Genomic DNA, 26134 nt, shown 5'->3' on the forward strand with positions numbered 1-26134 from the left:
GGTGGGGCATGCATAACGAGAGCCCGCTTCCGATCGGTAGCGTCGAGCCAGGCTCGACTGACGAAAAGCAGCCGAGCATGGCTCGGCTCTACAACAACGAAGAGCAGCCGGCCAGCGGTCGGCTCTACCAGGGCGGAAGCATCGAACAGCAGCGCCAGCGTGCGAAGCGCACGGCAATGTGGGTCGGCGCCGTCGCCGTGCTGGTCTACGTCGGCTTCATCCTCAGCGGGGTGATCGGCCGATGAGCGAGGCACCGGCCAGCACACCGTCCCGCAGCGCCGGGCTGCCGCGCCTGATCGGTGTGGCGGTAGCGGTGTTCCTGCTGACGTTCTCGCTGGTGCCGCTGTACCGCATCGCCTGCGAGAAGGTGTTCGGCGTGCGCCTGGAGCGCGGCCCCGGTGGCGAAGCCAGTGCAGGTGCCGCGGCCGGCAAGCGCACCGTGCGCGTGGAGTTCGATGGCGGCGTCAATTCGCGCCTGCCGTGGTCGTTCCATCCTGAGCAGCTGACCATGGACGTGGTGCCGGGCGAACTCAACGAGGCGCTGTACTTCGCCCGCAACGACAGCGCGGCTGCCGTGGTCGGCAGCGCGGTACCTTCGGTGGCGCCGGCGCGTGCGTCGGGCTTCTTCAGCAAGACCGAGTGTTTCTGTTTCACCGCGCAGACGCTGCAGGCCGGCGAGAAGCGCGACATGCCGGTGCGCTTCATCGTCGATCCGGACCTGCCGCCGGAGATCAAGACGATCACCTTGTCCTACACCTTCTACCGCAACGACGCGCTGTCCGATCGGCTGGCCCCGGCCGCCACCTCGGAAGGCGCGCACGCCGCACCCTGACCCGGATACCGACATGGCCCAGACACCGACCGACGCCAACGTGTACTTCGTCCCGGCCCAGAGCAAATGGCCGTTCGTGGGTTCCATCGCGATGATGGTGACCATGGTGGGCGTGGCCAGCTGGCTCAACGATGCCAGCTGGGGACGCTGGACGTTCTACATCGGCATCGCGATGCTGGTGCTGACCCTGTTCTGGTGGTTCAGCGACGTGGTGCGCGAATCGCAGGCCGGCAACTACAACCACCAGGTCGACGGATCATTCCGGATGGGGATGATCTGGTTCATCTTCTCCGAGGTGATGTTCTTCGGCGCGTTCTTCGGCGCGCTGTTCTACACCCGCAACCTGGGCCTGTCGTGGCTCAGTGGCGAAGGCCGCGGGGTGATGACCAACGAGCTGCTCTGGCAGGGCTATTCCGCAGGATGGCCGACCAATGGCCCGGCGGCCATCGGTGGCGCGTTCCAGACCATCCCGGCCTGGGGCCTGCCGCTGATCAATACGCTGATCCTGCTGACCTCCGGCGTGACCCTGACCATCGCCCACCACGCACTGAAGGCTGGCAACCGCCGCCAGCTGCTGATCTGGCTGGGCCTGACCGTGGTGCTTGGCCTCGGCTTCCTGACCCTGCAGGCGGAGGAGTACATCCACGCCTACAAGGAACTGAACCTGACGCTCGGCTCCGGCATCTACGGGTCGACGTTCTTCATGCTGACCGGCTTCCACGGCGCGCACGTGCTGCTGGGCACGATCATGCTGATCGTGATGTGGCTGCGCTCGGCCAAGGGGCACTTCACCCGCGACAACCATTTCGCCTTCGAAGCGGCCGCGTGGTACTGGCACTTCGTCGACGTGGTGTGGCTGATGCTGTTCCTGTTCGTCTACGTGCTTTGACCGCGCAGGCAGCGGTGGCTTCAGCCGCCGATGCCGTGCGGTTTGATCCAGCCCATGTAGATGCTCACGATCACCAGCAGGATCAACGCCACCGACACCGAGATGCGACGTGTCAGTGCGTTGACCGTGCGCTTGGTCTGGCCGCGGTCGACCACCAGGTAGTACAGGCCGGCGCCCAGGTTCCAGACGATGACGATCAGAAACGCGATTACCAGCAGGGTCTTCAGCGAATCACTCATGCGCGGCTCGAGGGCAGGGTGGATGTGCCTATCTGACCGCGTTTGCGCGGACTTGTCATGATGCGCCAGCACACGCGCGTGATCGGATGGCTGCTGGCCGTGCTGGCGATGGCGGGCTTCAGCGCGTTGGGACTGTGGCAGCTGCAGCGCATGCATGCCAAACAGGCAATGTTGGATGCGCAGGGTCCAGCCGTGGCACAGGCGTTGCCGCTGTCGCAGGCCCTGGCGGCGCCCGGCGCGTTGCACGGCGTGGTCGACCACGGCCGCTTCCTGCCCGGCGTGGTGCTGCTGGACAACCAGACCCGGCATGGCCGCGCCGGGGTGAAGATCTATCGCCCCTTCCGCAGTGACGACGGCAGCGTGCTGTTGGTCGACCTCGGTTGGCGTGCGCTGCCGCCAGATCGCACGCTGCCGGACATACCGGCGCCGCCTTCGCCGGTGGCGGTGCGTGGGTTGCTGGCACCGCCGCCGTCGGCGGGACTGGTACTGGGCCCCGCGTTCTCCGCCACCGGTGAGGCCGGGCGCTGGCTGGCCAGCCGGTTGCCGGCCGACGGCCTGGCACGCGCGCTGGGGTTGCAGGCGCTACCCGACCGCGTCCTGCGCCTGGACCCGGCGCTGCCATTCGGCGATGAGCGCGACCTGGACCTGCTGCCGAACACGCTGCCGCCGCAGCGTCACCTGGGCTACGCCGTGCAGTGGTTCGGGCTGGCCCTGACCGTGCTGGTGGTGGCCGTGGTGCAGGAGCGGCGCAGGAGACGCCCCATCGCCCGGTAGTGCCGGCCGCTGGCCGGCAACCCCCGGTTTCCTCGATGCCGGCCAGCGGCCGGCACTACCGGCATCCCTTTCCCAACCATGAGAAAATGCTCCGCATGAACACTGCTACGTCCCCGCAGGCGCGCGGTTCCGGCCGCCGGACCCTGGTGCTGCTGTTTGCCGTGTTCTTCGGGGCGATGGCGCTGGCCGCCGTGCTGCGCTTCGCCGGTTGGCAGCCGACCGGGCACCGCAATGCTGGCCAGCTGCTGAAGCCGCCGGTGGACCTGCGGCAGCAGGCGCCGACCCTGGCCAGCGGTCAGCCGTATCCCTGGAACCCCGAGGCCCGCACCTGGCGCCTGCTGGTGGCCCCGCCTGGCGCCTGCGACGCGCAGTGCGTCACTTTGTCGCAGGGACTGGGCAAGGTGTGGCAGCTGTTCGGCCATAACGCCGATAATGTCGAGATCCTGTGGCTGGGTACGCCACCGGCGTCGATCGCCTCGCTGCCCGCGCTGCGGCCGCTGGCTCCGTCGCCAGCCCTGCGCGCGGCGTTGCCGGGCGTCGATGATCCGGCGGGACTGCCGGTCTACGTGATCGATCCGAACGGCTTCGTGATCATGCGCCATGCCCCGGGTTCCGACCTCGGTGGCCTGCGCAAGGACATGGCCACGTTGCTGAAACTGAAGTGAGTCCCGTTTGATGAGCCTTTCCGCGCGTCCGGCGCTGCACCGCAATTTCCACCGCCTGGCGTGGTTCGCCATGATCATGACCGCGAGCACGATCATGTTCGGCGCGTTCGTGCGCCTGTCCGATGCCGGCCTGAGCTGCCCGGACTGGCCGACCTGCTATGGCCAGGCCACCTGGCCACAGCACGTGGAAGAAACCATTGGCCACCCGGCGGCGGAGATCCGTCCGCTGGAGACCCACAAGGCCTGGCGTGAACAGGTGCACCGCTTCCTGGCCGGCGCGCTGGGCATCGAGATCCTGACCCTGGCGCTGCTGGCCACGCGCAAGCGGCGGTTCGGAAGCACGGCGGTGGTGACCGCCTGCGTACTGGTGGCCGCCGGCATACCGCTGTACATGATGGGCTGGCATGGCACGGCCAGCGTGCTGGCGCTGATCGGCGAGGCGATCCTGCTGATCGCCGCGCTGCGCTGGAGCAACATCGACCTGGCGCGTGCGGCGCTGCTGACACTGGCCGTGGTGATCTTCCAGGCCCTGCTGGGCATGTGGACGGTGACCCTGCTGCTCAAACCCATCGTGGTGATGGGCCATCTGCTGGGTGGCATGCTGATGTTCGGCCTGCTGGTATGGATGGCCTGGCGCGCGACGCACATGCCGATCACCCTGGCTGAAGCGCCGAAGCTGAAGTGGCTGCTGCGCATCGGCGTGGCGGTGCTGGTCACCCAGATCGCACTGGGGGGCTGGGTCAGCGCCAACTACGCCGCACTCGCCTGCGGCGGCGGCAGCGCCTCGCTGGACAACTTCCCGCGCTGCGCCAACCAGTGGTGGCCGCAGCACAACTTCGTCGAAGGCTTCACCCTGTGGCGTGGTATCGGCGTGGATTACGAAGGCGGCGTGCTGGATGGCGCCTCGCGCATCGCCATCCAGATGGCACACCGCATGTTCGCGGTGGTGGTGGCCGTCTACCTGCTGTGGCTGGGCGTGCGCCTGTTCCGGCTGCCGAGCATGCGTGGCTGGGCCAGCGCGTTGATCGCGCTGCTGGTGCTGCAGGTCACCCTCGGCATCCTCAATGTGAAGCTGGCGCTGCCGCTGGAAGTGGCGGTGGCCCACAACGGCGTGGCCGTTGCCCTGTTGTTCGTGCTGGTCAGCCTGCTGGCCCGCCTGCGTGCCCCGGACTGATTCCATGTTTTCCAATTACCGCCAGTACTGGGACCTGACCAAGCCCAAGGTCGTTGCCCTCATTGTCTTCACCGCTCTGGTCGGCATGGTCCTGGCCATCCCCGGCGTGCCCAGCTGGGAGCAGGTGCGCGCCGGCGTGCTCGGCTTCCTCGGTATCTGGCTGGCGGCCTCGGCCGCCGCCGCGATCAACCAACTGCTCGATGCGCACATCGATGCGCAGATGGCCCGCACCTCGTGGCGCCCGCTGGTGGTGGGCAAGGTCAAGCCGTGGCAGGTGCTGGTGTTCGCCGGCGTGCTGATCGTGCTGTCGATGACCATCCTGGTGCTGTGGGTGAACCTGATCACCGCGGTGCTGACCTTTGCCTCGCTGATCGGCTACGCGGTGATCTACACCGTGTACCTCAAGCGTGCGACCTCGCAGAACATCGTCATCGGTGGCCTGGCCGGCGCGATGCCGCCGATGCTGGGCTGGGCTGCGGTGACCGGCATGCAGGGTTCGTCGGACTGGGCGTATTCGTCGCTGCTGGTGCTGATCATCTTCATCTGGACACCGCCGCACTTCTGGGCGCTGGCGATCTTCCGCCGCGAGGATTACGCCAAGGCGGAGATCCCGATGTTGCCGGTGACCCATGGCGTGGTGCACACCCGCAAGCAGATCATGGTGTATTCGGTGGTGCTGGCGCTGGTGTGCCTGCTGCCGTACCTGGTGGGCATGAGCGGTGCGTTCTACCTGGGCGGCGCGATCGTGCTCAACGCCGTGTTCCTCTGGTACGCCTGGCGCATGCTGGACCCGCCGGACGAGCTGTTCTCGATGAAGATGTTCTATTACTCCATCGTCTACCTGATGGCGCTGTTCGCCTTCCTGCTGGTGGACCACTGGATCCTGCCCTGGTTGTAGAGTCGAGCCATGCTCGACTCGGGGGCGGATCCCCGTCGGGGCTCTGACCCGGTCTGATGGTGGGCGCATCCACGCATGGCGTGGATCTACTGTAGGTTCACGCCATCCGTGGTTTGGAGTAGATCCACGCCATGCGTGGATGGTTTACCCGGAACGACCCGTGCGCCCTGTCAGGGCGCGCGCCGCGCATACCGCTGCGCGATCACGCCGCAGACGATCAGCTGGATCTGGTGGTAGATCATCACCGGCAGCACGATGGCTCCCAGGCTGCCGCCGGCGAACAGCACCTTGGCGATCGGCACGCCGGTGGCCAGGCTCTTCTTCGAGCCGCAGAACACGATGGCGATCTCGTCCTCGCGGTTGAAGCGCAGGCGACGGGCGATGAAGGTGATAAGCGGCATGGCGATGCCGAGCAGCACGGCGGCGACCACCGCCACGGCCAGCAGCGACAGCAGCGGCGTCTTGCTCCACAGGCCCTCGGTGACCGCCTCGCCGAAGGCCGAATACACCACCAGCAGGATGGTCGCCTGGTCGGTGTAGCGCAGCAGCGCGCGCTGTTTTTCCACCCAGCCGGCGATCCACGGCCGTAGCAGGTGGCCGGCCACGAACGGCACCAGCAGCTGCAGCATGATGCCGCCGATCGCATGCAACGGGTCATGGATGCCGCCAGAGGTGCCGGCCAACGCGGTCAGCAGCAGCGGGGTCAGGAACACGCCGAGGATGCTCGACAGCGAGGCGCTGCACACCGCTGCGGGTACATTGCCGCGTGCCATCGAGGTGAATGCGATGGACGACTGCACGGTGGAGGGCAGCGTGCACAGGAACAGCACGCCCAGGTACAGCTCCGGCGTCAGCAGCCAGCCCGACAGTGGCTTGAACATCAGCCCCAGCAGCGGGAACAGGATGAAGGTGCAGGCCAGGATGGTCAGGTGCAGCCGCCAGTGCAGCATGCCGCCGATGATCGATTCGCGCGGCAGGCGCGCACCATGCAGGAAGAACAGCGCGGCGATGGCGACGGTGGTGACATCGTCGAGCACGATGGCGGCGGCGCCCTTCATCGGCAGCAGCGAGGCCAGGCCGACGGTGCACAGCAGGGCGAGGGTGAAGTTGTCCGGTCGCAGGCGCGACCACCAGCGGGTCATGGTGGGCAGAGTCCTTGGTGCGGAGGGTTCAGGGCGAGGTGACCGGCGTGGCCAGGCGCTGGCGGGTGGCGGCTTCCAGCGACCTCAGGCCAGCACGCTGGCCCAGCTGCAGGGCCTGTTCGGGGCTGGCATGTTCGTAGCGTGCATTGACCAGGCCGAGCACGGCACCGGCGCGGTTGCCGGACGCACAGTGCAGCAGCACCGGCCCCTGGCTCTGCTGCAGGGCCTGGTGCACGGCGCGCACGTTGGCGGCATCGAGCCCCTCGGCACCGGCCACCGGAATGCGCACGTAGCGCAGGCCCAGTGATTCGGCGGCGCGGGTTTCATCGAAACCCCGGTCCTCGCCGGGCTGGCGCAGGTCGATCACGGTGCGCACGCCCTGTGCGGCCAAGGCCTGCAGCTGTGCGGCGCTGGGCTGGCCGCCGGCATACAGGCCGGGGCGGACTTCGTTGAGGGGCGCGTCTTCGGCCAGGGCCGTCAGCGGCAGGCAGAGCGACAACAACAGCAGGCAGGTCAGGCGCAGCAGCATGGTCCTCTCCGTGAAAACGTTCTGCCGCTACAGGCGCAGTCCGGCGCGCGCCTTCAGCAGCTCGCGCAGTTCGTACTTGTCAGTATCGTCCAGGCCCTGCTGGCGCTGCTTTGCCAACAACTCCTCCAGACGTTGCACCAGCAGCTGTTTCTCCAGCTGGGCCACGGCATCGTGCAGTTCCTGGGTCCACATCGCGTCGTCGCCGGGCAGCGTCTGCGCGGCCAGGGTGTGCAGCGACGCCTGTTCCTCGCGCCCGTCGAAGTGCTCCAGCAGGGCGCCGGTGCTGATGTCCGGGCGCTGTTCGACCAGGCCCAGCAGCTCCAGCAGCAGTTCCACGCCGGGCAGGCGCAGGCCTTGGAAGTGGTGCTTGCCGCCCAGCGTCAGCGCCAGCGACGGCTGCTGCAGCAGCACGGCGATCGCGCCGCGCACCAGGCTGCGCTTGGCCACGGGCTGGATCGTCCGCTGCGGTTGCCGTTGCGGCATCGGCGCGCGTGCAGACGGGGCGTTGCCGCCGAGCCCGGTCAGCTGCGCCAGCTGCTGCTTCATCAGGTCGCCGAAGGCACCGTCGGGAATCTGCGCCAGCATCGGCTTGGCCCTCTCGGCCAGGCGTGCCTTGCCATCGAGCGTGCCCAGGTTGATCTCGCGGGTCAGTTCGTCGAAGAAGAACTGCGACAGCGGCGTGGCCTGCTTCAGGCGCTCGTTGAACGCCTCGGCGCCTTCCTTGCGCACGATGGTGTCCGGGTCTTCGCCATCGGGCAGGAACAGGAAGAAGGCCTGGCGGCCGTCCTTCATGCGCGGCAGCACCGACTCCAGCGCCTTCCAGCCGGCGCGGCGGCCGGCGGCGTCGCCGTCGAAGCAGAAGAACACGTCCGGTGCGTTGCGGAACAGCAGCTCGGCATGGTCCGGCGTGGTCGCGGTACCCAGCGTTGCCACCGCCTGGGTGACCCCGAACTGGAACAGCGAGACCACGTCCATGTAGCCCTCGACCACGATCAGCCGCTCGATCTTCTGGTTGGCCTGGCGCACCTGCCACAGGCCGTACAGTTCGCGGCCCTTGTGGAACAGCGCGGTCTCGGGCGAGTTGAGGTACTTGGGGCCGTCGTCCTTCTCGAACACGCGGCCGCCGAAGGCGATCACCCGGCCACGGCGGTCGAAGATCGGGAACATCACCCGGTCGCGGAACTTGTCGTAGACGTGGCCGCGATCGTTCTTGGAGAACAGGCCGGCGCGGTCGAGCAGCTTCATGCGCCGCTCGTCCTTGCCCAGCGCATCGCGCAGGCCGCTGTAGCCATCCGGTGCGTAGCCGATCTGGAAGCGCGCGCGGTTCTCTTCATCCACACCACGGCCATCCAGGTAGCTGCGGGCCTTGTCGCTGCCCTGCAGGTTGTTCTGGAAGAACTTGGTGGCCGCCTCAAGCGCCGAGTACAGCTCGCGGCTGTCGTCCTGCTGCTGTGGGCTGCGCGGGTTCTCGTTGCGCGGTACTTCCATGCCGGCGCGCTTGGCCAGTTCATCCACCGCGTCGAGGAACTCGAGGCGGTCGTAGTTCATCAGGAAGCTGATCGCGGTGCCGTGCGCGCCACAGCCGAAGCAGTGATAGAACTGCTTGGTGGGCGAGACCGTGAACGACGCCGAGCGCTCGTCATGGAACGGGCAGCGGGCGGCGTACTCCTTGCCCTGGCGCTTCAACGGCACGCGGCTGCCCACCACCTCGACGATGTCGGTGCGGGCCAGCAGGTCGTCGATGAAAGCGTCGGGGATACGGGCCATGGGCAACAGGGCAGGGCGCGGCCGCCAGGGCGCGCAGCAGGGGCGGCGGATTCCCCTAGTTTACTCGCTGGCGGTGCCGGGGCTGGCCTGTTCGGCGTCGGCGTCGGCGTCGACGCCGGCCCTGGCCAGCTGCGCCCGTGCATGCTGGCGTTCGTCGATCACCGCGGTCATCAACGCACCGACGAAGAACACGGCGGTGGCGTAGTAGATCCAGACCAGCGAGATCACCAGCGCGCCCATCGAGCCGTAGGCACTGCCCGGGGCCACGGTGGCGATGTAGACGCCAATCCCGTAGCGGCCGAGGGTGAACAGCACCGAGGTGATGGCGCCGCCGATGAAGGCCTGGCGCCAGGCCACGCGGCGGTCCGGCAGGTAGTGGTAGAGGAAGGCGAAGGCCAGCGTGTACAGCAGCAGCGAGGTCAGGTAGCCGATCGCCGGCAGTACCGAGGGCAGCTGCGCGAACACCACCTGCAGGGCGGTGGTGGCGGTCATCGACAGGATCAGCAGGAAGCCCAGCGCCAGCACCACGCCGAACGAGAACACACGCTTGCGCAGCCAGGCCTTGACGCCTTCCAGGCGCTGGCCGCTGGTGTGGAAGATCCGGTTCAGCGCGTTCTGCAGCTGGGCGAATACCGCAGTGGCGCCGACGAACAGCAGCAGGGTGCTCCACAGCCCGGCCAGCGAACCGACGCTGGGCTGGCTGTTGGCATTGTGCAGCACGGTGTCGGCGACGCTGGCCACGCTGCTGCCGGCGACCGAGCCGATCTGGCCGATCAGTGCCTGTTGTGCGGGCGGATACAGCGAGGCGGTCAGCCACAGCAGCAGCACCAGCAGCGGTGCCATCGACAGCAGGGCGTAGAAGGAGACCGAGGCGGCCTGGGTCAGCACGTCGATTTCGACGAAGCGCTTGGCGACGGCCATCGGGAAGCTGTCCTGCAGGCGGTCAGCGTAGTGGCGAAGCCGTGCGGGGATGCCGTGGGGACGCGTGTCGGCGGGGGAGTGCGATGGCTCGACCATGAGGACTTTGTAGCAGCCGGAGGTCGAAGGTGCGGTGAAGCGGGTGCATCGATGGGGTCAGAGCCCTTTCGCGAGCGAAAGGGATCCGACCCTGCCAGTTCCACATTGGGGTCAGAGCCCTTTCGCGTTGCGAAAGGGATCCGACCCCGGCAATGACTTACGCCAGCAGCTGCTTGACCAGCTTGGAGACCAGGCCCATGTCGGCCTGGCCGGCGAGCTTGGGCTTCAGCGCGCCCATCAGCTTGCCCATGTCGGCCGGGCCGGCGGCACCGGTCTCGGCGATGGCGGCCTGGATGGCGGCCACGATCTCGGCTTCGCCCATCTTGGCCGGCAGGTAGGCTTCGATGACCACGATCTCGGCGCGCTCGATCTCGGCCAGGTCTTCGCGGTTGGCGGCTTCGAACTGGCTGACCGAGTCCTTGCGCTGCTTGACCATCTTGTCGAGCACGGCGATCACGGCGGTGTCATCCAGCTCGATGCGCTCGTCCACTTCGCGCTGCTTGATGGCGGCGTTGATCAGGCGGATCACGCCCAGCTTGTGCTTCTCGCCCGCCTTCATGGCGGCCTTCATGTCTTCGGTGAGCTGCTGCTTCATGCTCATGAGGAACCTCGTGGTGGTAGGTGGGGCGGGGCGGATGCCCGAACCCGGAAACGCAAAAAGCCGGCGACGCTCGCGCGTGCCGGCTTCGGCTCCATCGCGACAGGCAAGCCCGCCGCAATGAAGATGCGTCCGATCAGTACAGGCGCTGACGCTTGGTGACGTCGCGCGACGAGCGGCGCAGCTGACGCTTCACAGCAGCGGCGGCCTTGCGCTTGCGCTCCTGGGTCGGCTTTTCGTAGAACTCGCGCTTGCGGGTTTCGGCCAGCACACCGGCCTTTTCGCAAGTGCGCTTGAAGCGGCGAAGAGCAAACTCGAAGGGCTCGTTCTCGCGGACTTTGACGCTGGGCATGGAATCTCCGGGACACAGTAGAACCGGGTCACGCCCGGCGAGCCGCACATTATAGCGGCGAAACGACAAACTGCAAGCGGCCAACCCTGAATACGGGCCGGGGGTTCGAAAGCAGTGAGATCTGCACGTCCCCCGAGGGGGCGGCAGGGGCGTCATAATAGCAGGCATGCGAGTCCTTGGCATCGAATCTTCCTGTGATGAGACCGGCGTGGCGGTGTATGACACCGACCTGGCCGGCAGCGCGGCCCTGCGCGCCCATGCGGTCTACAGCCAGATCGCCCTGCACGCCGAGTACGGTGGTGTGGTGCCCGAGCTGGCCAGCCGCGACCACGTCCGCAAGCTGCTGCCACTGGTGCGCCAGACCCTGGCCGACGCCGGCCTCGGCGTAGACGACATTGACGGCGTGGCCTACACGGCCGGCCCCGGCCTGGTCGGCGCGCTGCTGGTTGGCGCCGGCGTGGCCCGCTCGCTGGCCTGGGCGCTGGAGGTGCCGGCGGTGGGTGTACACCATATGGAAGGCCACCTGCTGGCCCCGCTGATGGAGGACGATCCGCCGGAAGCGCCGTTCGTGGCGCTGCTGGTATCGGGTGGCCACACCCAGCTGGTGGCGGTGGACGCCATCGGCCAGTACCGCCTGCTGGGCGAGACCCTGGACGACGCGGCTGGCGAGGCCTTCGACAAGACCGCCAAGCTGATGGGCCTGCCGTACCCGGGCGGCCCGCAGCTGGCCAGGCTGGCCGAGCAGGGCACGCCGGGCGCGTACCGCTTCGCGCGGCCGATGACCGACCGCCCGGGGCTGGATTTCAGCTTCTCCGGCCTGAAGACCCAGGTCCTGATGGCCTGGCGCGACAGCGACCAGAGCGAGCAGACCCGTGCCGACATCGCCCGGGGCTTTGAGGACGCGGTGGTCGAGACCCTGTCGATCAAGTGCGAACGCGCGCTGGAAGCGGCGGGCACCAACGTGATCGTGGTGGCCGGCGGTGTCGGCGCCAACAAGCGCCTGCGCGCCCGCCTGCAGCAGATGGCCGAGCGTCTCGGCGGCCGTGCCTGCTTCCCGCGGCCGGCACTGTGCACCGATAACGGCGCGATGATCGCCTTCGCCGGCGCGTTGCGGCTGCAGGCCGGCCAGCACAACCCGCCGAAGGTGGACGTGACCCCGCGCTGGGACATGGCGACCCTGCCGGCGGTTTGAGCCTGTAGCGCCGGGCCACGCCCGGCGAACGCATTACGGACGCCCTGCCAACGGCGACGCCGCCAACACCGTCGTCGCTCGCTCATGGCGCTGCAGCCAGCCCAGCGTATGCGGGCAGCGGGCGTGGATCAGCCGCCCGATCGCGGCCAGGTCAGCGCCGATGTCGCGTTCCAGGATGGGTTCGTGGTGCGCAATGCGGTTGCGCAGGTGGCGGATGCGTCCGATGTCAGCGTGGATGGCTTTTCTGATGACGCTGGGATGAGCTGAGGGTGCATGCCGCAGAACTCCGTTGAGTGCGGGTATCCACAGCGTGGCGTCGAAGCGACAGGTGAAAAGCTGCTGCCAGAACACCATCGGCAGCTTGGCGACGATTTCGGGTGTATCGGTCGTGCGGCCAGCAACCTGTTCCAGTGCTGCACGTGCGGAAGTACAGGACGAGGTTGGCAGCCTGCGTCGGAAGGCATCATTCCAAGGCCAACGCGGGCCATGCTGCCGGGCGAGCACGGTAGCAGCGGCGTTACGGGTGACCACTTCGCACAGATGGACCGGCATCATCAGAGCACCGCACATCCGCATGTTCCAGAGGTACAGGGATTCGGCTGTGACGTCGGGGCTGCAGGTCGATGCGATTCTCTCGTAAGTAGACAGACGCTCCGCTGACAACGCGCGCCGCAGTACATCGTATGGAGCCATCGCCATGTGCGGTGGTGAAGGAGGAATCGATGTTCGCGAGAGTGGGCGGCGACCACCATCAGGGAACGTCGTTGTCCGCGCGGCTGATTTTCTGCGTTTGGCCTCGGACGACTACCTGACCTGCCCTGTCGGAATTGGCCTTGACCGGCGATCGGGTTCTTGCCTAATCTGCGTGCCTGCGCCACCGGGACTCGCGGCTGTTCAACAGCTCCCCCCGGGGACAAACGGTAGTACCAAAGGGCCCCGCTAGCAGGGCCCTTTGTCTTTTCTGGAGCCGCACCCCTGTCGGCCGCCCGCCGCCCGTTCCGGGCAGGCTCACCGCCGTGCCGTTACCATGGCCCCCTGTATTCGGGCTGGTAAGCGCAATGGACAAGGTTTTCATCGAGGGGCTGACGATCGACGCCCTGATCGGTATCTACGATTGGGAACGACGGATCCGCCAGGACCTGGTGTTCGACCTGGAAATGGGCTTCGACAACCGTCGCCCCGCAGCCACCGATGACATCGCCCACACCCTGAACTACAAGGCGGTCAGCAAGCGCCTGGAGCAGTTCGTGCGCGAGTCGGAGTTCGGCCTGGTCGAGACCCTGGCCGAGCGTTGCGCACAGATCGTGCTGGACGAATTCGACGTGAAGTGGCTGCGCCTGAAGCTGAGCAAGCCAGGCGCGGTGCGCGGCGCGCGCGCGGTGGGCGTGATCATCGAGCGCTCGCGGGACTGACCCGGTAGTGCCGGCCGCTGGCCGGCAACCCCAACAACAACGACAAAGCAAGGAGACAACGGATGGTGGACGCGGTGGTGGCGGTACAGTGGCTGGAAAAGCTGCAGAACACACTGGAACCCTATCCCGGCGCCTACCTGGCGTTGATGATCTCGGCCCTGCTGATCGCAGCGGGCCTGGCCAACTGGGTGACCAAGCGCATCCTGGTGCGTGGCCTGCGGCGCCTGCTGCAGCGCCTGCCGGGCGCCGAGTCCGGGCGCGGCAGCCACCTGATGCGGGTGATCTCGCGCCTGTCCAACGTGGTGCCCAGCCAGGTGATCGCCTCGGGCATCACCCTCATCCCCGACCTGCCGACCAGCCTGGTCAACGTCATCATCAAGCTGTGCATCGTGTGGGCCGTACTGACGGTGTCGATGGCGTTCTCGCATGCGCTGGACGCGGCCAACAGCCTGTACGAGCGCAAGCCCGATGCGCGCAACAAGCCGATCAAGGGCTACCTGCAGGTGGTCAAGATCGTGGTGTTCGTGGCCGCCGGCCTGTCCATCGTCGCCACCCTGCTGGGGGTGAAGCTGGGCCCGCTGGTCACCGGCCTGGGCGCGGCCACGGCGGTGCTGATGCTGATCTTCCAGGACACCATCCTGTCGCTGGTGGCCAGCGTGCAGATCAGTGGCGATGGCCGCGTGCGCATCGGCGACTGGATCGAGATGCCCAGCCAGAACGCCGATGGCGACGTCATCGACATCGCGCTGCACACCATCACCGTGCAGAACTTCGACAAGACCATCACCACCATCCCGACCAAGAAGCTGGTGACCGAGTCGTTCAAGAACTGGCGCGGCATGCAGGAGGCCGGGGGCCGCCGGATCAAGCGCGCGCTGTACCTGGACCAGCACAGCGTCGGTTTCCTGGACGAGGGCGACCTGGCCTTCCTCGGTGAATTCGCGCTGCTGCGTGACTACCTGCAGGCCAAGGAGCAGGAACTGGGGCAGTGGAACGGGCGCCTACGCGAGCAGGGCATGGCCGAGGTCAACAGCCGCCGGGTGACCAACCTGGGCACCTTCCGTGCGTATGTGGAGCGCTACCTGCGCAGCCACCCGGGCATCCATACCGACATGACCCTGCTGGTACGGCAGCTGCAGCCGACCACCGAGGGCCTGCCGCTGGAGCTCTATTGCTTCACCCGCAGCACCGCCTGGGGCGAGTACGAGGCAGTGCAATCGGACATCTTCGACCACCTGCTGGCGATCCTGCCGGCGTTCGGCCTGCGGGTGTTCCAGGCCTCCAGCGACGCCATGTTGATGGCCGGGCAGCGCCAGTTGGCCGGCTCGGAGTAAGCTGCGATGCCTCCGGCGGGGCCATACGGACCCCGCTGGTGGCTGAAACTGAATGACGAAACCTCTCGCCAAATGGCTCGGGACCGCTAGAATGCCGGGCTTGTAAACGTTTTCATCAAGGACTGCTGGTGGCCTCCGATCGCATCGAATCCCTCATTGCCCAGATGACCGTCGAGGAAAAGGTCGGCCAGCTGGGTGTCTTCGCGGACATGGTCCGCCCGTTCGCCCCGGACGTGAACCCGGAAGCCAACGTGCGCAATGCCGACCAGGTGCTGCAGCAGGTGCGCGAGGGCAAGGTCGGTTCCCTGTTCAACGGCGTCGGCGCCGAGCTGGGCCGCCGCATCCAGCAGGTCGCCACCGAGGAGAGCCGCCTGGGCATTCCGGTGATCCTGGCCGCCGACGTCATCCATGGCATGCGCACCGTGTTCCCGATTCCGCTGGGCGAGGCCGCCAGTTTCGAGCCGGACCTGGCCGAGCGCACCGCGCGTGCTACCGCCATCGAAGCCACGGCCGCTGGCCTGCACTGGACCTATGCACCGGCCGTGGACATCGCCCGCGACCAGCGCTGGGGCCGTGGCGCCGAAGGTGCCGGTGAGGACGTGGTGCTGGGGTGTGCGTTCGCCGCCGCCCGCGTGCGTGGCTTCCAGGGCCGTGACCTGCGCGCCGCCGATTCGCTGCTGGCCACGCCGAAGCACTTCGCCGCCTACGGCGCGGTGATGGCGGGCATGGAATACAACATGGTGGACATCTCGCCGCAGACCCTGCGCGACGTGCACCTGCCGCCGTTCAAGGCGGCCTTCGATGCGGGCGCGATCACCGTGATGTCCTCGTTCAACGACATCAATGGTGTGCCGGCCAGCGCCAATGCCGAGCTGCTGACCGACATCCTGCGCGGTGAGTGGAAGTTCCCGGGCGTGGTGATCTCCGATTACACCGCCGACATGGAACTGGTCGCGCACGGCTATGCCGCCGATGACCGTGATGCCACTGCCAAGGCGTTCACCGCCGGCCTGGACCTGAGCATGCAGAGCGGCTTCTATGCCGAACACCTGCCGGGCCTGGTCGAGAGCGGCGACGTGCCGATGGCGGTGCTGGATGAAGGCGTGCGCCGCATCCTGTGGCTGAAGGAAACCATCGGCCTGTTCGACGACCCGTACCGTTCGCTGGACCCGGCGCGCGAAGCAGATGCTTCGCACATCGCCGCACATGACGCACTGTCGCGCGATGCCGCGCGCCGTTCGATCGTGCTGCTGAACAACCGTGACAACGTGCTGCCGCTGCAGAAGAACGGGCAGAAGATCGCGCTGATCGGCCCGTTCGTGCAGGACCGCGAGAACATCGAAGGCTGCTGGACGCTGTTCGGCGACAAGCAGCGCTATGTGGACCTGGAAACCGGCGTGCGCGCCGCCATCGGCGACGAGGCGCTGCTGGAGATCGTGCCGGGTTGCGATCTGGAAGCCGCGATTGCGGGCGGCACCGAAGCGGCCGTGGCGGCCGCGCTGCGCGCCGACGTGGTGGTGCTGGCGCTGGGCGAACCGCAGCGCTACAGCGGTGAAGCGCAGTCGCGCGTGGAGATCACCCTGCCGCCGGCACAGCAGGCGCTGGCCGAGGCCGTGGCGATGACCGGCAAGCCGCTGGTGGTGCTGCTGCGCAATGGTCGCGCGCTGGCACTTCAGGGCGCGGTGCGCAATGCACAGGCCGTGGCGGTGACCTGGTACCTGGGCACGCAGACCGGCCATGCGGTGGCCGATGTGCTGTTCGGTGACTACAGCCCGTCCGGCCGCCTGCCGGTCAGCTTCCCGCAGGTGTCCGGCCAGCAGCCGTACTTCTACAACCACCCGCGCACCGGCCGCCCGGAACTGCCGACGATGTCGGAGTTCAAGGCACGCTGGCGCGAGATTCCGAACGAGCCGCTGTATCCGTTCGGGCATGGCATCGGCTACACCACCTTCGCTTACGGCGTGCCGCAGCTGAGTGCAGCCCAGCTTGGCTGGGACGACACCCTGACCATCACCACCACGCTGACCAACAGCGGTGAGGTGGCCGGCGAGGAAGTGGTGCAGCTGTACATCCATGACCGCGTGGCCAGCCGTGTACGTCCGGTGCGCGAACTGAAGGACTTCCGCAAGGTGGCGCTGCAACCGGGCGAGTCGGCTGAGGTGGTGTTCACCCTGACCCGCGAGCAGTTGGCGTTCACCGGCCGCGACGGCGTGCTGCGTGCCGAGCCGGGTCAGTTCGATCTGTGGGTCTGCGCCTCGTCGGCGGCAGGTGACGCCGTGCAGTTCGAGCTGCTGAAGGCCTGATCAACGCAAAAAGGGGACGGAGGGGATTAAGTCGTTTGTGCCAAAACGACTTAATCCCCTCCGTCCCCTTTTTTTGTTGTCCTCACTGCGGCGGCGCTACCATCGGTGTTCTTGAACCGATGGATGCCCGCGCATGCGTACGATCGCTGTGTTGATTCCCGCCCTGTTGCTGGCGGCCTGTTCGCAGCCGGCACCGCCGGCCGAGCCTGCGGCGGATGCGCCGCCGCCGATGGAGGCCAATGCTGCTGCGACGCCTGCGGCTGAACCGGCGATGCCTGCTGCCGAACCCGCTGCAACTGCACCGGCTGCTCCTGCAGCGGACGCGCCTGCTGAAGATGCACGTGCGCGCATCGAGAGCGTGCTCGGTGATGCCGCGCAGTACGAAAAGGTCTTCAACGCATTCAAGACTGCGGTGGTCGGCGGTGATCGCGCTGCGGTAGTGGAGGAAGTGCGCTTTCCGTTGAACATCAGCGGCGGAAAGAAGATCACCGGCCCCGGTGAGTTCCAGCGCAACTACGAGAAGATCATCACCCCGGCGGTGGTCAAGGCGGTGTCCGAGCAGGACTTCGGCAAGGTCTTCGTCAACCAGCAGGGCGTGATGATCGGTGACGGGCAGGTGTGGTTGAACGGGCAGTGCCTGGACAAGGCCTGTGCGCAGACCGAGGTGAAGGTCATCACCATCCAGTGAACGCAGACGGCCCCGCGTGCGGGGCCGTTGCGGGCAAACATGCCGGCCAGCGGCCGGCACTTCCACCCTGTCAGGTCTTCGGCGTGAGCTTCAGCAGGCGCGCCTTGCTGCCATCTTCCAGCAGCCACAGCGCGCCATCCGGGCCCTGTTCCACTTCGCGGATGCGCTCACCCATGTTGAAGCGCTCGGCTTCGCGCGCGCTGTCGCCGTCGAAGGCCACGCGCACCAGTGAGGTGGAGGACAGGCCACCGATGAAGCCGCTGCCCTTCCACTGCGGGAACAGGCTGCCGCTGTAGATCACGAAGCCGGCCGGCGAGATCACCGGCGTCCAGGTCACCTTCGGGGCGGCGAATTCCGGCCGGGTATCGTGGTCGGGAATCGGGCGGCCGTCGTAGTGGTCACCGTTGGAAACGATCGGGTAGCCGTAGTTGGCGCCGCGCACGATCAGGTTCAGTTCGTCGCCGCCGGCCGGGCCCATCTCGTGCGCCCACAGCTTGCCGTTGGCATCGAAGGCCATGCCCAGGATGTTGCGGTGGCCCAGCGACCACACCTGTGCGGCAACCCCGCCCTGCGAGGCGAACGGGTTGTCGGCGGGCAGGCTGCCATCATCGTTGAGGCGGATGATCTTGCCGAGGTTGCTGCCCATGTCCTGGGCCGGATCGAACTTCTGCCGCTCGCTGGAGCTGATCCACAGCTTGCCGTCCGGGCCGAAGGCGAGGCGGTGGCCGTAGTGGCCCTCGCCGCTGACCTTGGGCGTCTGTCGCCAGATCACCTTCAGGTCCTTCAGCTGGCCGGCGCCGTTGGCGTCCAGCGCCAGCGTGGCCCGGGCCACGGCGGCACCGCGGGTATCCAGCGTGCCTTCCTCGGCGTAGCTGACGTAAATGACATGATTCCGGGCGAAGTCCGGGTGCAGGATGAGGTCGCCGAAACCACCCTGGCCGCCGTAGGCAACCTTCGGAACGCCGGTGATCTCGTGTTTCTGGCCGCTGGCCAGGTCCAGGTGCTGCAGCTTGCCGCGCTTTTCGGTGACCAGCAGGCTGCCGTCGGGCAGGAAGGTCATCGCCCAGGGCTGGTCGAAGCGGCTGACTTCGGTGGCGGTGAACGGGCGCTGGTCGGTTGCGGCAGCGGCCGGTGCGGCGGTCTGCGCGCCGCCGGCAGCCGGATCGGCGGCATTGCAGGCGGAGGTGGCGAGGATCGGCACGAGGCCGAGGGCGAGCAGCAGGGGCGTGCGGGTCATGGGTATCTCCAGGGCGGGGATGCGGATGGCCGGGCTGTCCCTTGTATACCACTGCAGCGGTGACCGTCGTGGCCCGAAGGTCCTGCGCCCCCCTGTGCGTCGGCAGCGGGATCGTCTAGGGTGGGCACGCCCGGGCAAAGCGTGCCCGTCTGCCTGCCAAGGATCTGCAATGAACACTGCCATGCCCCACAAGCCGTCCACCGCCTTCATTGCCGCCTCCTGGGTGGCCCTGCTGCTGGGTGCGGCGGCCTACCTGATCGGCCTGTTCAACGCCACGATGGCGCTCAACGAGAAGGGCTACTACCTGACGCTGCTGCTGTTCGGCCTGTTCGCGGCGGTGTCGCTGCAGAAGAGCGTGCGCGACCGCGTCGAAGGCATTCCGGTCAGTGGCCTGTACTACGCGCTGTGCTGGTTCGCGCTGCTGTCGGCGCTGATGCTGCTGCTGGTCGGCCTGTGGAATGCCACGCTGGCGCCGAGCGAGAAGGGCTTCTATGGCATGGCGTACGCGCTGTCGCTGTTCGGCGCGGTGGCGGTGCAGAAGAACACCCGTGACCTGATCGCCGCCGGTGGTGGCGAGAGCAAGCGCAGCGCGATCGTGCCGCCGCTGCCGGAACAGGATTGATCGATCCGGTGTAGAGCCGAGCCATGCTCGGCTCAGTCGAGCATGGCTCGACTCTACAGACGTGGTGCGAGAGCCGCGCGTAGGCTCGGCTCTACAGCAGCCTGGCGCTATCGATTCAACCGCGGATCCGCCAGCTGAGCTTCCTCCCAGCCACGACGCGCCGCGTTGCGTGCCTGCGCCCAGTCCAGGCGACTGCGGCCGCGTTCGCTGGCCCAGCGTGATTCGAGCTCGCGCTCCACTTCCTCGTAGGCGCGGATCATGTCCTGCGCACGCGCGGCGTGGCCGATGCGATAGGCCGGCTCATAGTCCTCGAAGAACAGCTGGTCGTCGTAGTACGGCTCGGCGGTGTAGCGCTCGCGCCAGTAGTTGCTGACCGCGTCGCGCGGTGTGCTGTCGTCCGGTACGCGGCCGGGAATCTGGTACTCGGTCATGGGAGGGCTCCGTTGTGGACGAAGCCTGATCGTGCCTGCGTGGCGGTTAACGGCCCGGTCCGGCAGCGTGAAGGGCGAGTCTGTAGAGTCGAGCCATGCTCGACTCATGCATCCCAAAGCCCAGTCGAGCGTGGCTCGACTCTACAGTTCGGGTTTGCGCGGCAGCTTGTAGATCACCGCGCCGATGGCGAACGCGACCAGTGCAGCAGCGATGTTCTGCCAGCTGGCACTGGCGAAAAGGGCCAGGCACAGCAGCAGCGCCAGTACCGGAATCAGCGGGCCACCCGGCAACTTCAACGCACCGGGGCGGTCGGCGTAGCGCTTGGCCAGTACCAGTACTGCCGCGGCTGTTCCGATATAGGCGAACAGGCGCGTGGTCATCGACAGCAGGGCCAGCTGCACGAACGAGCCGGACAGGGCCAGGCCGAGTGCGATCAGGCCCTGGCACAGGATCGACGCCGCCGGGGTATGGAAGCGCGGATGCACCTGCGCCAGGATCTTCGGCCCGTAGCCATCGCGCGCTAGCGCGAACAGGAAACGCGGGCCCATCATCATCGTGTTGCTGTTGGTGCCGAGGATGGAGATGGTGGCGCCGATGGTCAGGATCAGTGCCAGTGCCTCGCCACCGAAGCCGGCGGCGGCATCGGCCAGCGGCGTCGCCGAGCTGGACAGGCCGGCCAGCGTGCCCTGCGCCACCACCTGCACCGCGCCGTAGATGACGGTGACGGTGATGATCATGGTGATCAGGGCGAACGGAATATCGCGGCGCGGATTGCGGTACTCGCCGGCGGCGGCCGGGATGTTCTCGAAGCCCGCGTAGGCGTACAGCAGCAGCAACGCGGCTTCACCCATGCGCTGCAGGTCATGAGGGTCCGGGCGCTGGCCGGAGAAGGCCAGCTGCGGATCGATGTAGAACGCACCGATGGCCACGAACAGAAGCAGCGGCAGCATCTTGCCGATCACCAGCACCACGCCGGTACGCGCGGCAGAACGCACGCCGATGATGTTGACGCCGGTGAGGAAGCCCAGCGACACCACGATCACCGCGATGCGGCCCATGCCGGCGCCGGCCCACGGCCAGAAGCGCGCGACCGCATCGGCCAGCGCGTTGCTCAATGCGGCTGCCGAGCTGATGCGGGTCAGCCAGATCATCCAGCCGATCTCGAACCCGGCGAAACGGCCGAATGCCTCGCGGGCGTACAGGTAGCTGCCACCGGGTTCATCGAAGTAGCTGGCGGCCTGCGCGTAGCAGAGCACCAGCAGCGCGACGACGATGCCGGCGGCGACGACGCCCCACAGGCTGAAGGGGCCGAGCAGGGCGACGGTGGCGGCTGGCAGCAGGTAGATGCCGCTGCCGATCACGTCATTGATCGACAGGCCGACGATCTGCCAGCGGCTGACTGCGCGCTGCAGCTGCGGTTCGTCCTGCGCGCTCAACGGGCATCTCCGCTCAGTGCCGGCAGCTGCCACTGGGCCTGCAGGCGCGTGTACTCGGCGCGCGGCAGCAGCACGAAGCGCGGCGTATCCTGCGGCCGCAGCCAGTCCAGCAGTGCCTGCATGCGTGCTTGTGGCATGGCGGTACAGCCGGCGGTGGCCTCACCGGGCTGGCGCCAGAGATGGGCGAAGATGCAGCTGCCCTTGCCGGGCTGGTTGCCCGGGTTGTGGGCAATGACAAAACCTTCCCGGTAGCGCACATCGCCCTTGTTGTGCAGGTCCAGCCGCATCGGCTCGGTGGAGCCCTTGACCGCTGCGCTGCCGACCTTCTTTTCATCCACGATGCGGTTGTAGAACGGCGAGCTGGGCACGTCCATGCAGTAGCTGCTGTCCAGCATCGGCTGGTAGGGCATCGCGGTGCCGGGGCGGGTGACGGCATAGCCGAATGCACTGCCGAGCGCGAATATGCCGGCCGGGCTGCGGCCATCCCCTTCCTGTTTCTGCGGACCCTCGGCCTGTGCCGGATGCAGGCCCAGGCCCCAGGCACTGCCGGTACGGCCGAGCGCGACCGGGAACGCCTGTCCATGCGTGTGCCAGCCCTTGCCGTCGCGCACATAGGCCTGCAGCTGCCCCTCGGTGCTGTCCCAGCCTTCGCTGGTGACCACGATCAGCTGGCGCGCGCCGTCCAGTGGCGCGGCGTGGACGGACACCGCCGCGGCAAGCAGCAGTGCGGTAGTGGCAAGGCGGACCAGCGATCTCATCAACATGCGCTCCGGTCAGGAATCCAGCAGGTGGTCGATCCGCTCCAGGTTCACCGCGAGCTGCTGCTGGCGGTCCGGATTGGCGTGGCAGAGCAGCACGAACAGGAAATCGAGCAGGGCGTGCATGGCACTACGGTACAGCAGCTGCGCGACCTGCGGCGTGCGGTCGTGCGCACACACCACCAGTGCCGCATCAGCATGCGCGCGCAGCGGGTTGGCGGTGTGGCGGGTGATGGAAATCACCTTGCCACCCATGTCCTGGAATTGCCGCGACAGCTGCGAAAGCTGGGGCAGGTTGCCGAACTCGGAGAACACCAGCAGCACATCGCCGGGGCGCGCGGCGGACAGGTTGGCCAGCATCAGGATCGGGTCGGTGTGTGGTACCACCAACAGGCCGAGCAGCGACAGCCGCATGGCGAACTCGCGGGCATACAGGCCGTCGTCGCCCAGGCCGTAGACGAACAGCTTCGGTGCGCCGTCGAGCAGCTGCACGATGCGCTCGATTTCCTCGCGTGGATTGGCCTGCCGTGTTTCCTCCTCGGCCTGCGCCTTGCTGCGGCGCAGGGCCTCGCCCAGGCGCAGGTAGTCATCGCCGCTGTCGGGTTCGCTGGGCGCCTGCTGCGGGTCGGCACCGGCGCGGGCGACGTCCTGGCCGATCGAGTACTTCAGGTCCGGGTAGCCCTTGAAGCCGAGTTTCTGGCTGAACTTCACCACGCTGGACTGGCTGATGCCCAGCGCGCTGGCCAGCTGCTGGGACGAGTAGTCGCGCAGCAGGTGGGCATTGTCGAGGATGAAGTCGGCGATGCGGCGCTCGATGGCCGACATCTGCCCGCGCTCGGAGCGGATCTTCAGCAGGGGCGGCATGCGGGGTGTCCGGGCATGGGTAGGCGCGTTGCGGTTGGTCGCGTAGAGCGTGTCATGGAGTGGGTCGGGCGGGCGGGGTTTGCAGGGGACGCCGTGAATCCGTCCATGGAGGCTTGGCCGCGCTTGCTCGTTTGCGCTGTCCTGCGCAAACGGCAAGACCGGGGTTGGGCGTCCTGCCCAACCCGCCCGAGGCATGCCTCGGGCCCATGGCGCGGACACCCCTGCAAGCCCCACCCGCCCGACCTCGGACACATCGCGCGCGTGCCAGCCGTGAAGGGGTTACGGGGCAGGGCAGAAGCAAGAGCATCCACGCATGGCGTGGATCTACTGGCGCGGGGCTCTTGTAGAGTCGAGCCATGCTCGACTGCGCGGGTCACCCCAGCATCTCCAGCCCACGCACTTCGGTGATGCCCAGCCCCGGCACGTCGCTGATGCTGATCTCCGATTCGTTGAAATGCACGCCACCGCTGACCGGGTCGAACTGGCCCAGCGAGGGGCCGTCCAGGTCGACCTTGGTGATCACATCGCTCTTGGCCACGGCCAGGTGCACGGCCGCAGCCACGCTGATGCTGGACTCGATCATGCAGCCGATCATGCACGGCACGCCGTAGATGCCGGCGATGTCGGCGATGCGGATCGCGTTGGACAGGCCGCCGGTCTTCATCAGCTTGATGTTGATGATGTCGGCCGCGCGCTGCTGGATCAGGTCCATTACCTGGTTCGGGCTGAACACGCTTTCGTCGGCCATCACTGGCGTGTTGACGCGGTCGGTGACGTACTTCAGGCCGCTGATGTCGGCTGCTTTCACCGGTTGCTCGAGCAGCTCAAGAACCACGCCGGCTTCCTCCAGCGTGCGCATCGCGTGCACCGCCTGCTTGGCGGTCCAGCCCTGGTTGGCATCCAGCCGCAGCAGGGCGCGGCCTTCCACCGCGGCGTGGATCGCCTTGACCCGTTCGATGTCCAGGCCGATGTCCTTGCCGACCTTGATCTTCAGCGACTCGAAGCCGCGTTCGATCGCCGACAGCGAGTCGGCCACCATCTTGTCGATGTAGTCCACGCTGATGGTGATGTCGGTGGTGATCACCGGGTCGCCACCGCCGAGCATCTGGTACAGCGGTGCGCCGTGCAGCTGCGCCCACAGGTCATACAGCGCGATCTCCACCGCCGCCTTGGCGCTGGTGTTGCGTTCCATCGCGGTCTGCACCAGCGTGCACAGATGGTTGAGGTTGACCACGTCCTGGCCAATCAGGCGCGGCGCGATGAAGTGGCGGATTGCTTCGATGATCGAGCCGTGCGTATCGCCGGTGATCACTGCGGTGGCCGGGGCTTCACCGTAGCCGGTGTGACCGGTGTCGGTGCGGATCAGCACCACCACGTCTTCCACGGTCTCCACCGTGCGCAGGGCGGTCTTGAACGGTGTCTTCAACGGCACGCGCAGCATGCCCAGTTCGATGGCGGTGATCTTCATTCAGGAGTCTTGGCCCGCAGGCGCTGGATGTTGGTGATGCGGTCGATGTAGCGGACGGTATCGCTGGCCATCATCGGTTCCAGCGGCGTGACCGAAACACCATTGAGATGGGCCTGCACGCGCGTGCCGTCGGCACCGAACCAGCTGCCGCCCGCCGTATCGTGGATGACCCAGGTACGGCCGTCGACGTGGCCGATGGCCATCATCACGTGGCCGGGGATGTAGACCAGATCGCCCACCTGCAGGTCGGTGACGGCGCGGTCGCGCACCGCCTTGCCGTCCTTGCCGGTGAACGGCAGGCGATCCAGGGCAGGGCTGACCGCCTGTGCACTGGTATTGCGTGGCAGCAGCACGCCGAAGCTGCGGTAGATCTCGGATACGAAGCCGCTGCAGTCGCGGGTGTCGTAGTCGTGGCCCCAGCCGTAGCGCTCGCCGAGGAACTTGAAGGCCTGCTGCAGCAGCAGGCGTGGGGTCAGCGGCAGGTAGTCGGCGGCGGTGTCCTGCGAACGTGGCAGCAGCGCCGGCACCAGCTTCAACCGACCGTCGGCTTCGCGTACCGGCAACTGCACCACCCACGACGCATGCGCCTGCTGGCCGTTCACCGGCTCTGAAGCAGGCCAGCCGGCCAGTACCGGCAGGCGCACGCCCATGTCCAGCTGCAGGCGCGAGACGCGCGGTTCTTCCGGGGTGTAGGCGGTCTGCGCGGTGGCACCGGTGACGATCCGGTACGGGCCTTTGGCGCCATAGCCGAGCACGGTGGCTTTGTCGCCGCTGGCGATGGCATCGGACTCGATCCATGCGCTGTAGCGCTCGCTGTGCACGAACAGCCAGTGGCCGTCGGCGCTGCGATGGACCACGGCAATCTTGTCGCCGGGGAACAGCGCCGATTCCTGGAAGCGATCGATGTCGGTATCGCCGATGCTGCTGAAGACGCGCTCGCGGGTTGGGAAGGTGCGCAGAGCTGCGCGCTTCACCACCAGCCCATACTGCGGTGCCGTCCGGGCGGGAATCCCATCGAGGCCCAGGTTTGCTTCGATCGTGCTGCGCAGTGCCGGCGTGATGGCCTGGCCCTTGTCGTTGTACAGGGTGCGGCTGGGCCAGCTCGACAGCGCGGTGATGCTGGCACGCACCGTCGCCGCATCAAGCTGGGCTGGCAATGCGGCGATGTCCTGGATGTGGCTGTCCTGTGCCCGCATCCGCGCGTTCTGTGCCTCGATCTGGCTGCGGTCCAGGACCGGCACGTCGGCGTTGTCCAGGCGCGCGGCCCAGTACTGCGGGGTGAGGTAGGCCTCGTGCAGGCCGATCACATAGGGCAGCGGTGCGCCGGGATCGGGTGACGGGGCTGCCTGTGAAAGGGCTGGTGCGGCCAGCAGGCACAGGGCCAGGGTCAAGCGGCGTGGCCAATGCCGATGCCGTTCGCGGGAAGCCAGGATCATGCGCTGCACACCCTCCTCGAATGCCTTTTGGAATATTTATTCCTTTTGGCCACGAAAGCAAGAATAAATTATTGAC

The 26134-nt window shown here is 67.2% G+C and carries 28 protein-coding genes; 13 read left to right on the forward strand and 15 right to left on the reverse strand.

Going from position 1 to position 26134, the window contains the following annotated elements:
• Positions 1-8 precede the first annotated feature (8 nt).
• Genes AB1281_RS21950 through AB1281_RS21960 form a run of 3 tightly spaced genes read left to right on the forward strand, consistent with a single transcriptional unit; the run spans position 9 to position 1721 of the window.
• Positions 9-245: a hypothetical protein gene (locus tag AB1281_RS21950; protein ID WP_075675551.1), complete on the forward strand. Its 237-nt coding sequence runs from the start codon at positions 9-11 to the stop codon at positions 243-245.
• Entirely contained in the window at positions 242-832 is a 591-nt protein-coding gene (locus AB1281_RS21955; protein ID WP_430347033.1) for a cytochrome c oxidase assembly protein, read from the forward strand. Before AB1281_RS21950 ends, AB1281_RS21955 begins: the two co-directional genes overlap by 4 nt.
• 13 nt (positions 833-845) lie before the next feature.
• Positions 846-1721 carry a cytochrome c oxidase subunit 3 gene (locus AB1281_RS21960; protein ID WP_014035726.1) on the forward strand — a complete coding sequence of 292 codons (876 nt, stop codon included), beginning with the start codon at positions 846-848 and terminating at the stop codon, positions 1719-1721.
• Positions 1722-1741: 20 nt separating this feature from the next.
• On the opposite strand, the gene AB1281_RS21965 is transcribed toward AB1281_RS21960, so the two are convergent.
• Positions 1742-1960 carry a twin transmembrane helix small protein gene (locus AB1281_RS21965; RefSeq protein ID WP_049444502.1) on the reverse strand — a complete coding sequence of 73 codons (219 nt, stop codon included), beginning with the start codon at positions 1958-1960 and terminating at the stop codon, positions 1742-1744.
• 57 nt (positions 1961-2017) lie between these two features.
• Between AB1281_RS21965 and AB1281_RS21970 the strand changes: the two genes are divergently transcribed.
• The 4 genes from AB1281_RS21970 to cyoE all read left to right on the forward strand — a co-directional run bounded on the left by AB1281_RS21970 (position 2018) and on the right by cyoE (position 5471).
• Complete coding sequence (locus tag AB1281_RS21970) at positions 2018-2734, forward strand: SURF1 family protein (protein WP_430347034.1); 717 nt, start codon at positions 2018-2020, stop codon at positions 2732-2734.
• A 95-nt stretch (positions 2735-2829) separates the two neighbouring features.
• Positions 2830-3399 (forward strand): hypothetical protein, encoded by a 570-nt coding sequence (locus AB1281_RS21975; RefSeq protein WP_430347035.1) that lies wholly within the window; start codon positions 2830-2832, stop codon positions 3397-3399.
• A 10-nt stretch (positions 3400-3409) separates the two neighbouring features.
• Positions 3410-4573, forward strand: coding sequence for a COX15/CtaA family protein (locus AB1281_RS21980; protein ID WP_099551635.1), 1164 nt, complete (start codon positions 3410-3412; stop codon positions 4571-4573).
• Between the two features lie 4 nt (positions 4574-4577).
• The gene (gene cyoE, locus AB1281_RS21985) at positions 4578-5471 is read left to right on the forward strand and encodes a heme o synthase (protein ID WP_014035731.1); all 894 of its coding nucleotides are present in this window, start codon (positions 4578-4580) and stop codon (positions 5469-5471) included.
• A 170-nt stretch (positions 5472-5641) separates the two neighbouring features.
• On the opposite strand, the gene AB1281_RS21990 is transcribed toward cyoE, so the two are convergent.
• The 6 genes from AB1281_RS21990 to rpsU all read right to left on the reverse strand — a co-directional run bounded on the left by AB1281_RS21990 (position 5642) and on the right by rpsU (position 10876).
• On the reverse strand, positions 5642-6613 hold the full coding sequence (locus AB1281_RS21990; protein ID WP_014035733.1) for a bile acid:sodium symporter family protein: 972 nt from the start codon (positions 6611-6613) through the stop codon (positions 5642-5644).
• Positions 6614-6641: 28 nt separating this feature from the next.
• Positions 6642-7142 (reverse strand): fused DSP-PTPase phosphatase/NAD kinase-like protein, encoded by a 501-nt coding sequence (locus AB1281_RS21995; protein ID WP_430347036.1) that lies wholly within the window; start codon positions 7140-7142, stop codon positions 6642-6644.
• A 27-nt stretch (positions 7143-7169) separates the two neighbouring features.
• Positions 7170-8909, reverse strand: a complete 1740-nt coding sequence (gene dnaG / locus AB1281_RS22000; protein ID WP_075675546.1) for a DNA primase — start codon at positions 8907-8909, stop codon at positions 7170-7172.
• A 60-nt stretch (positions 8910-8969) separates the two neighbouring features.
• Positions 8970-9926 carry a YihY/virulence factor BrkB family protein gene (locus AB1281_RS22005; RefSeq protein ID WP_430347037.1) on the reverse strand — a complete coding sequence of 319 codons (957 nt, stop codon included), beginning with the start codon at positions 9924-9926 and terminating at the stop codon, positions 8970-8972.
• A 157-nt stretch (positions 9927-10083) separates the two neighbouring features.
• The gene (locus AB1281_RS22010; RefSeq protein ID WP_014035737.1) at positions 10084-10527 is read right to left on the reverse strand and encodes a GatB/YqeY domain-containing protein; all 444 of its coding nucleotides are present in this window, start codon (positions 10525-10527) and stop codon (positions 10084-10086) included.
• Between the two features lie 133 nt (positions 10528-10660).
• Positions 10661-10876 carry a 30S ribosomal protein S21 gene (gene rpsU, locus AB1281_RS22015; RefSeq protein ID WP_002808376.1) on the reverse strand — a complete coding sequence of 72 codons (216 nt, stop codon included), beginning with the start codon at positions 10874-10876 and terminating at the stop codon, positions 10661-10663.
• A gap of 166 nt (positions 10877-11042) precedes the next feature.
• Here rpsU and tsaD point away from each other — a divergent pair, with 166 nt between their 5' ends.
• Complete coding sequence (gene tsaD, locus AB1281_RS22020; protein WP_075675544.1) at positions 11043-12068, forward strand: tRNA (adenosine(37)-N6)-threonylcarbamoyltransferase complex transferase subunit TsaD; 1026 nt, start codon at positions 11043-11045, stop codon at positions 12066-12068.
• 33 nt (positions 12069-12101) lie between these two features.
• Here the strand turns inward: tsaD and AB1281_RS22025 are convergent, their stop codons facing one another.
• Complete coding sequence (locus AB1281_RS22025; RefSeq protein WP_430347038.1) at positions 12102-12767, reverse strand: hypothetical protein; 666 nt, start codon at positions 12765-12767, stop codon at positions 12102-12104.
• 359 nt (positions 12768-13126) lie between these two features.
• Between AB1281_RS22025 and folB the strand changes: the two genes are divergently transcribed.
• The 4 genes from folB (at position 13127) to AB1281_RS22045 (ending at position 17805) form a co-directional block, all read left to right on the forward strand.
• On the forward strand, positions 13127-13480 hold the full coding sequence (folB, locus tag AB1281_RS22030; protein WP_005415016.1) for a dihydroneopterin aldolase: 354 nt from the start codon (positions 13127-13129) through the stop codon (positions 13478-13480).
• Positions 13481-13542: 62 nt separating this feature from the next.
• Positions 13543-14814, forward strand: coding sequence for a mechanosensitive ion channel family protein (locus AB1281_RS22035; RefSeq protein WP_430347039.1), 1272 nt, complete (start codon positions 13543-13545; stop codon positions 14812-14814).
• 128 nt (positions 14815-14942) lie between these two features.
• Entirely contained in the window at positions 14943-17117 is a 2175-nt protein-coding gene (locus AB1281_RS22040; RefSeq protein WP_430347040.1) for a glycoside hydrolase family 3 N-terminal domain-containing protein, read from the forward strand.
• A 133-nt stretch (positions 17118-17250) separates the two neighbouring features.
• A complete protein-coding gene (locus AB1281_RS22045; protein ID WP_014035743.1) occupies positions 17251-17805 on the forward strand; it encodes a hypothetical protein in 555 nt (184 codons plus the stop codon).
• A 70-nt stretch (positions 17806-17875) separates the two neighbouring features.
• Here AB1281_RS22045 and AB1281_RS22050 read toward each other — a convergent pair whose 3' ends face one another.
• Entirely contained in the window at positions 17876-19042 is a 1167-nt protein-coding gene (locus tag AB1281_RS22050; RefSeq protein WP_430347041.1) for a PQQ-dependent sugar dehydrogenase, read from the reverse strand.
• A gap of 169 nt (positions 19043-19211) precedes the next feature.
• Here AB1281_RS22050 and yiaA point away from each other — a divergent pair, with 169 nt between their 5' ends.
• Positions 19212-19664, forward strand: a complete 453-nt coding sequence (gene yiaA / locus AB1281_RS22055) for an inner membrane protein YiaA (protein WP_100471068.1) — start codon at positions 19212-19214, stop codon at positions 19662-19664.
• A 107-nt stretch (positions 19665-19771) separates the two neighbouring features.
• Here yiaA and AB1281_RS22060 read toward each other — a convergent pair whose 3' ends face one another.
• The 6 genes from AB1281_RS22060 to AB1281_RS22085 form a co-directional block, all read right to left on the reverse strand.
• Positions 19772-20095, reverse strand: a complete 324-nt coding sequence (locus AB1281_RS22060) for a hypothetical protein (RefSeq protein WP_430347042.1) — start codon at positions 20093-20095, stop codon at positions 19772-19774.
• Positions 20096-20236: 141 nt separating this feature from the next.
• Positions 20237-21532, reverse strand: coding sequence for an APC family permease (locus AB1281_RS22065; RefSeq protein ID WP_014035748.1), 1296 nt, complete (start codon positions 21530-21532; stop codon positions 20237-20239).
• Positions 21529-22290 (reverse strand): L,D-transpeptidase family protein, encoded by a 762-nt coding sequence (locus tag AB1281_RS22070; RefSeq protein ID WP_430347043.1) that lies wholly within the window; start codon positions 22288-22290, stop codon positions 21529-21531. The genes AB1281_RS22065 and AB1281_RS22070 overlap by 4 nt, the downstream gene beginning before the upstream one ends.
• Positions 22291-22305: 15 nt before the next feature.
• Positions 22306-23154 (reverse strand): MurR/RpiR family transcriptional regulator, encoded by an 849-nt coding sequence (locus tag AB1281_RS22075; RefSeq protein WP_164117747.1) that lies wholly within the window; start codon positions 23152-23154, stop codon positions 22306-22308.
• Between the two features lie 373 nt (positions 23155-23527).
• Positions 23528-24622: a dipeptide epimerase gene (locus tag AB1281_RS22080; RefSeq protein WP_430347044.1), complete on the reverse strand. Its 1095-nt coding sequence runs from the start codon at positions 24620-24622 to the stop codon at positions 23528-23530.
• The gene (locus AB1281_RS22085) at positions 24619-26058 is read right to left on the reverse strand and encodes an SH3 domain-containing protein (protein ID WP_430347045.1); all 1440 of its coding nucleotides are present in this window, start codon (positions 26056-26058) and stop codon (positions 24619-24621) included. The genes AB1281_RS22080 and AB1281_RS22085 overlap by 4 nt, the downstream gene beginning before the upstream one ends.
• Between the last annotated feature and the right edge of the window lie 76 nt (positions 26059-26134).

This window comes from Stenotrophomonas sp. NRRL B-14846 (assembly GCF_050473585.1).
In the GTDB taxonomy this organism is placed as follows: Bacteria; Pseudomonadota; Gammaproteobacteria; order Xanthomonadales; family Xanthomonadaceae; genus Stenotrophomonas.

Bases quoted from the DNA above. Each gene is read 5' to 3' on its own strand.
- AB1281_RS22005 (WP_430347037.1), bottom strand. From the start codon at position 9,926: ATGGTCGAGCCATCGCACTCCCCCGCCGACACGCGTCCCCACGGCATC.
- AB1281_RS21970 (WP_430347034.1), top strand. From the start codon at position 2,018: ATGATGCGCCAGCACACGCGCGTGATCGGATGGCTGCTGGCCGTGCTG.
- AB1281_RS22075 (WP_164117747.1), bottom strand. From the start codon at position 23,154: ATGCCGCCCCTGCTGAAGATCCGCTCCGAGCGCGGGCAGATGTCGGCC.
- AB1281_RS21965 (WP_049444502.1), bottom strand. From the start codon at position 1,960: ATGAGTGATTCGCTGAAGACCCTGCTGGTAATCGCGTTTCTGATCGTC.
- AB1281_RS21995 (WP_430347036.1), bottom strand. From the start codon at position 7,142: ATGCTGCTGCGCCTGACCTGCCTGCTGTTGTTGTCGCTCTGCCTGCCG.
- AB1281_RS22010 (WP_014035737.1), bottom strand. From the start codon at position 10,527: ATGAGCATGAAGCAGCAGCTCACCGAAGACATGAAGGCCGCCATGAAG.
- AB1281_RS22080 (WP_430347044.1), bottom strand. From the start codon at position 24,622: ATGAAGATCACCGCCATCGAACTGGGCATGCTGCGCGTGCCGTTGAAG.
- AB1281_RS22050 (WP_430347041.1), bottom strand. From the start codon at position 19,042: ATGACCCGCACGCCCCTGCTGCTCGCCCTCGGCCTCGTGCCGATCCTC.
- dnaG (WP_075675546.1), bottom strand. From the start codon at position 8,909: ATGGCCCGTATCCCCGACGCTTTCATCGACGACCTGCTGGCCCGCACC.
- AB1281_RS22045 (WP_014035743.1), top strand. From the start codon at position 17,251: ATGCGTACGATCGCTGTGTTGATTCCCGCCCTGTTGCTGGCGGCCTGT.
- AB1281_RS21975 (WP_430347035.1), top strand. From the start codon at position 2,830: ATGAACACTGCTACGTCCCCGCAGGCGCGCGGTTCCGGCCGCCGGACC.
- AB1281_RS22060 (WP_430347042.1), bottom strand. From the start codon at position 20,095: ATGACCGAGTACCAGATTCCCGGCCGCGTACCGGACGACAGCACACCG.
- rpsU (WP_002808376.1), bottom strand. From the start codon at position 10,876: ATGCCCAGCGTCAAAGTCCGCGAGAACGAGCCCTTCGAGTTTGCTCTT.
- AB1281_RS21955 (WP_430347033.1), top strand. From the start codon at position 242: ATGAGCGAGGCACCGGCCAGCACACCGTCCCGCAGCGCCGGGCTGCCG.
- AB1281_RS21950 (WP_075675551.1), top strand. From the start codon at position 9: ATGCATAACGAGAGCCCGCTTCCGATCGGTAGCGTCGAGCCAGGCTCG.
- yiaA (WP_100471068.1), top strand. From the start codon at position 19,212: ATGAACACTGCCATGCCCCACAAGCCGTCCACCGCCTTCATTGCCGCC.
- AB1281_RS21990 (WP_014035733.1), bottom strand. From the start codon at position 6,613: ATGACCCGCTGGTGGTCGCGCCTGCGACCGGACAACTTCACCCTCGCC.
- AB1281_RS22070 (WP_430347043.1), bottom strand. From the start codon at position 22,290: ATGAGATCGCTGGTCCGCCTTGCCACTACCGCACTGCTGCTTGCCGCG.
- AB1281_RS22035 (WP_430347039.1), top strand. From the start codon at position 13,543: ATGGTGGACGCGGTGGTGGCGGTACAGTGGCTGGAAAAGCTGCAGAAC.
- AB1281_RS21960 (WP_014035726.1), top strand. From the start codon at position 846: ATGGCCCAGACACCGACCGACGCCAACGTGTACTTCGTCCCGGCCCAG.
- AB1281_RS21980 (WP_099551635.1), top strand. From the start codon at position 3,410: ATGAGCCTTTCCGCGCGTCCGGCGCTGCACCGCAATTTCCACCGCCTG.
- AB1281_RS22085 (WP_430347045.1), bottom strand. From the start codon at position 26,058: ATGATCCTGGCTTCCCGCGAACGGCATCGGCATTGGCCACGCCGCTTG.
- folB (WP_005415016.1), top strand. From the start codon at position 13,127: ATGGACAAGGTTTTCATCGAGGGGCTGACGATCGACGCCCTGATCGGT.
- AB1281_RS22025 (WP_430347038.1), bottom strand. From the start codon at position 12,767: ATGGCGATGGCTCCATACGATGTACTGCGGCGCGCGTTGTCAGCGGAG.
- cyoE (WP_014035731.1), top strand. From the start codon at position 4,578: ATGTTTTCCAATTACCGCCAGTACTGGGACCTGACCAAGCCCAAGGTC.
- tsaD (WP_075675544.1), top strand. From the start codon at position 11,043: ATGCGAGTCCTTGGCATCGAATCTTCCTGTGATGAGACCGGCGTGGCG.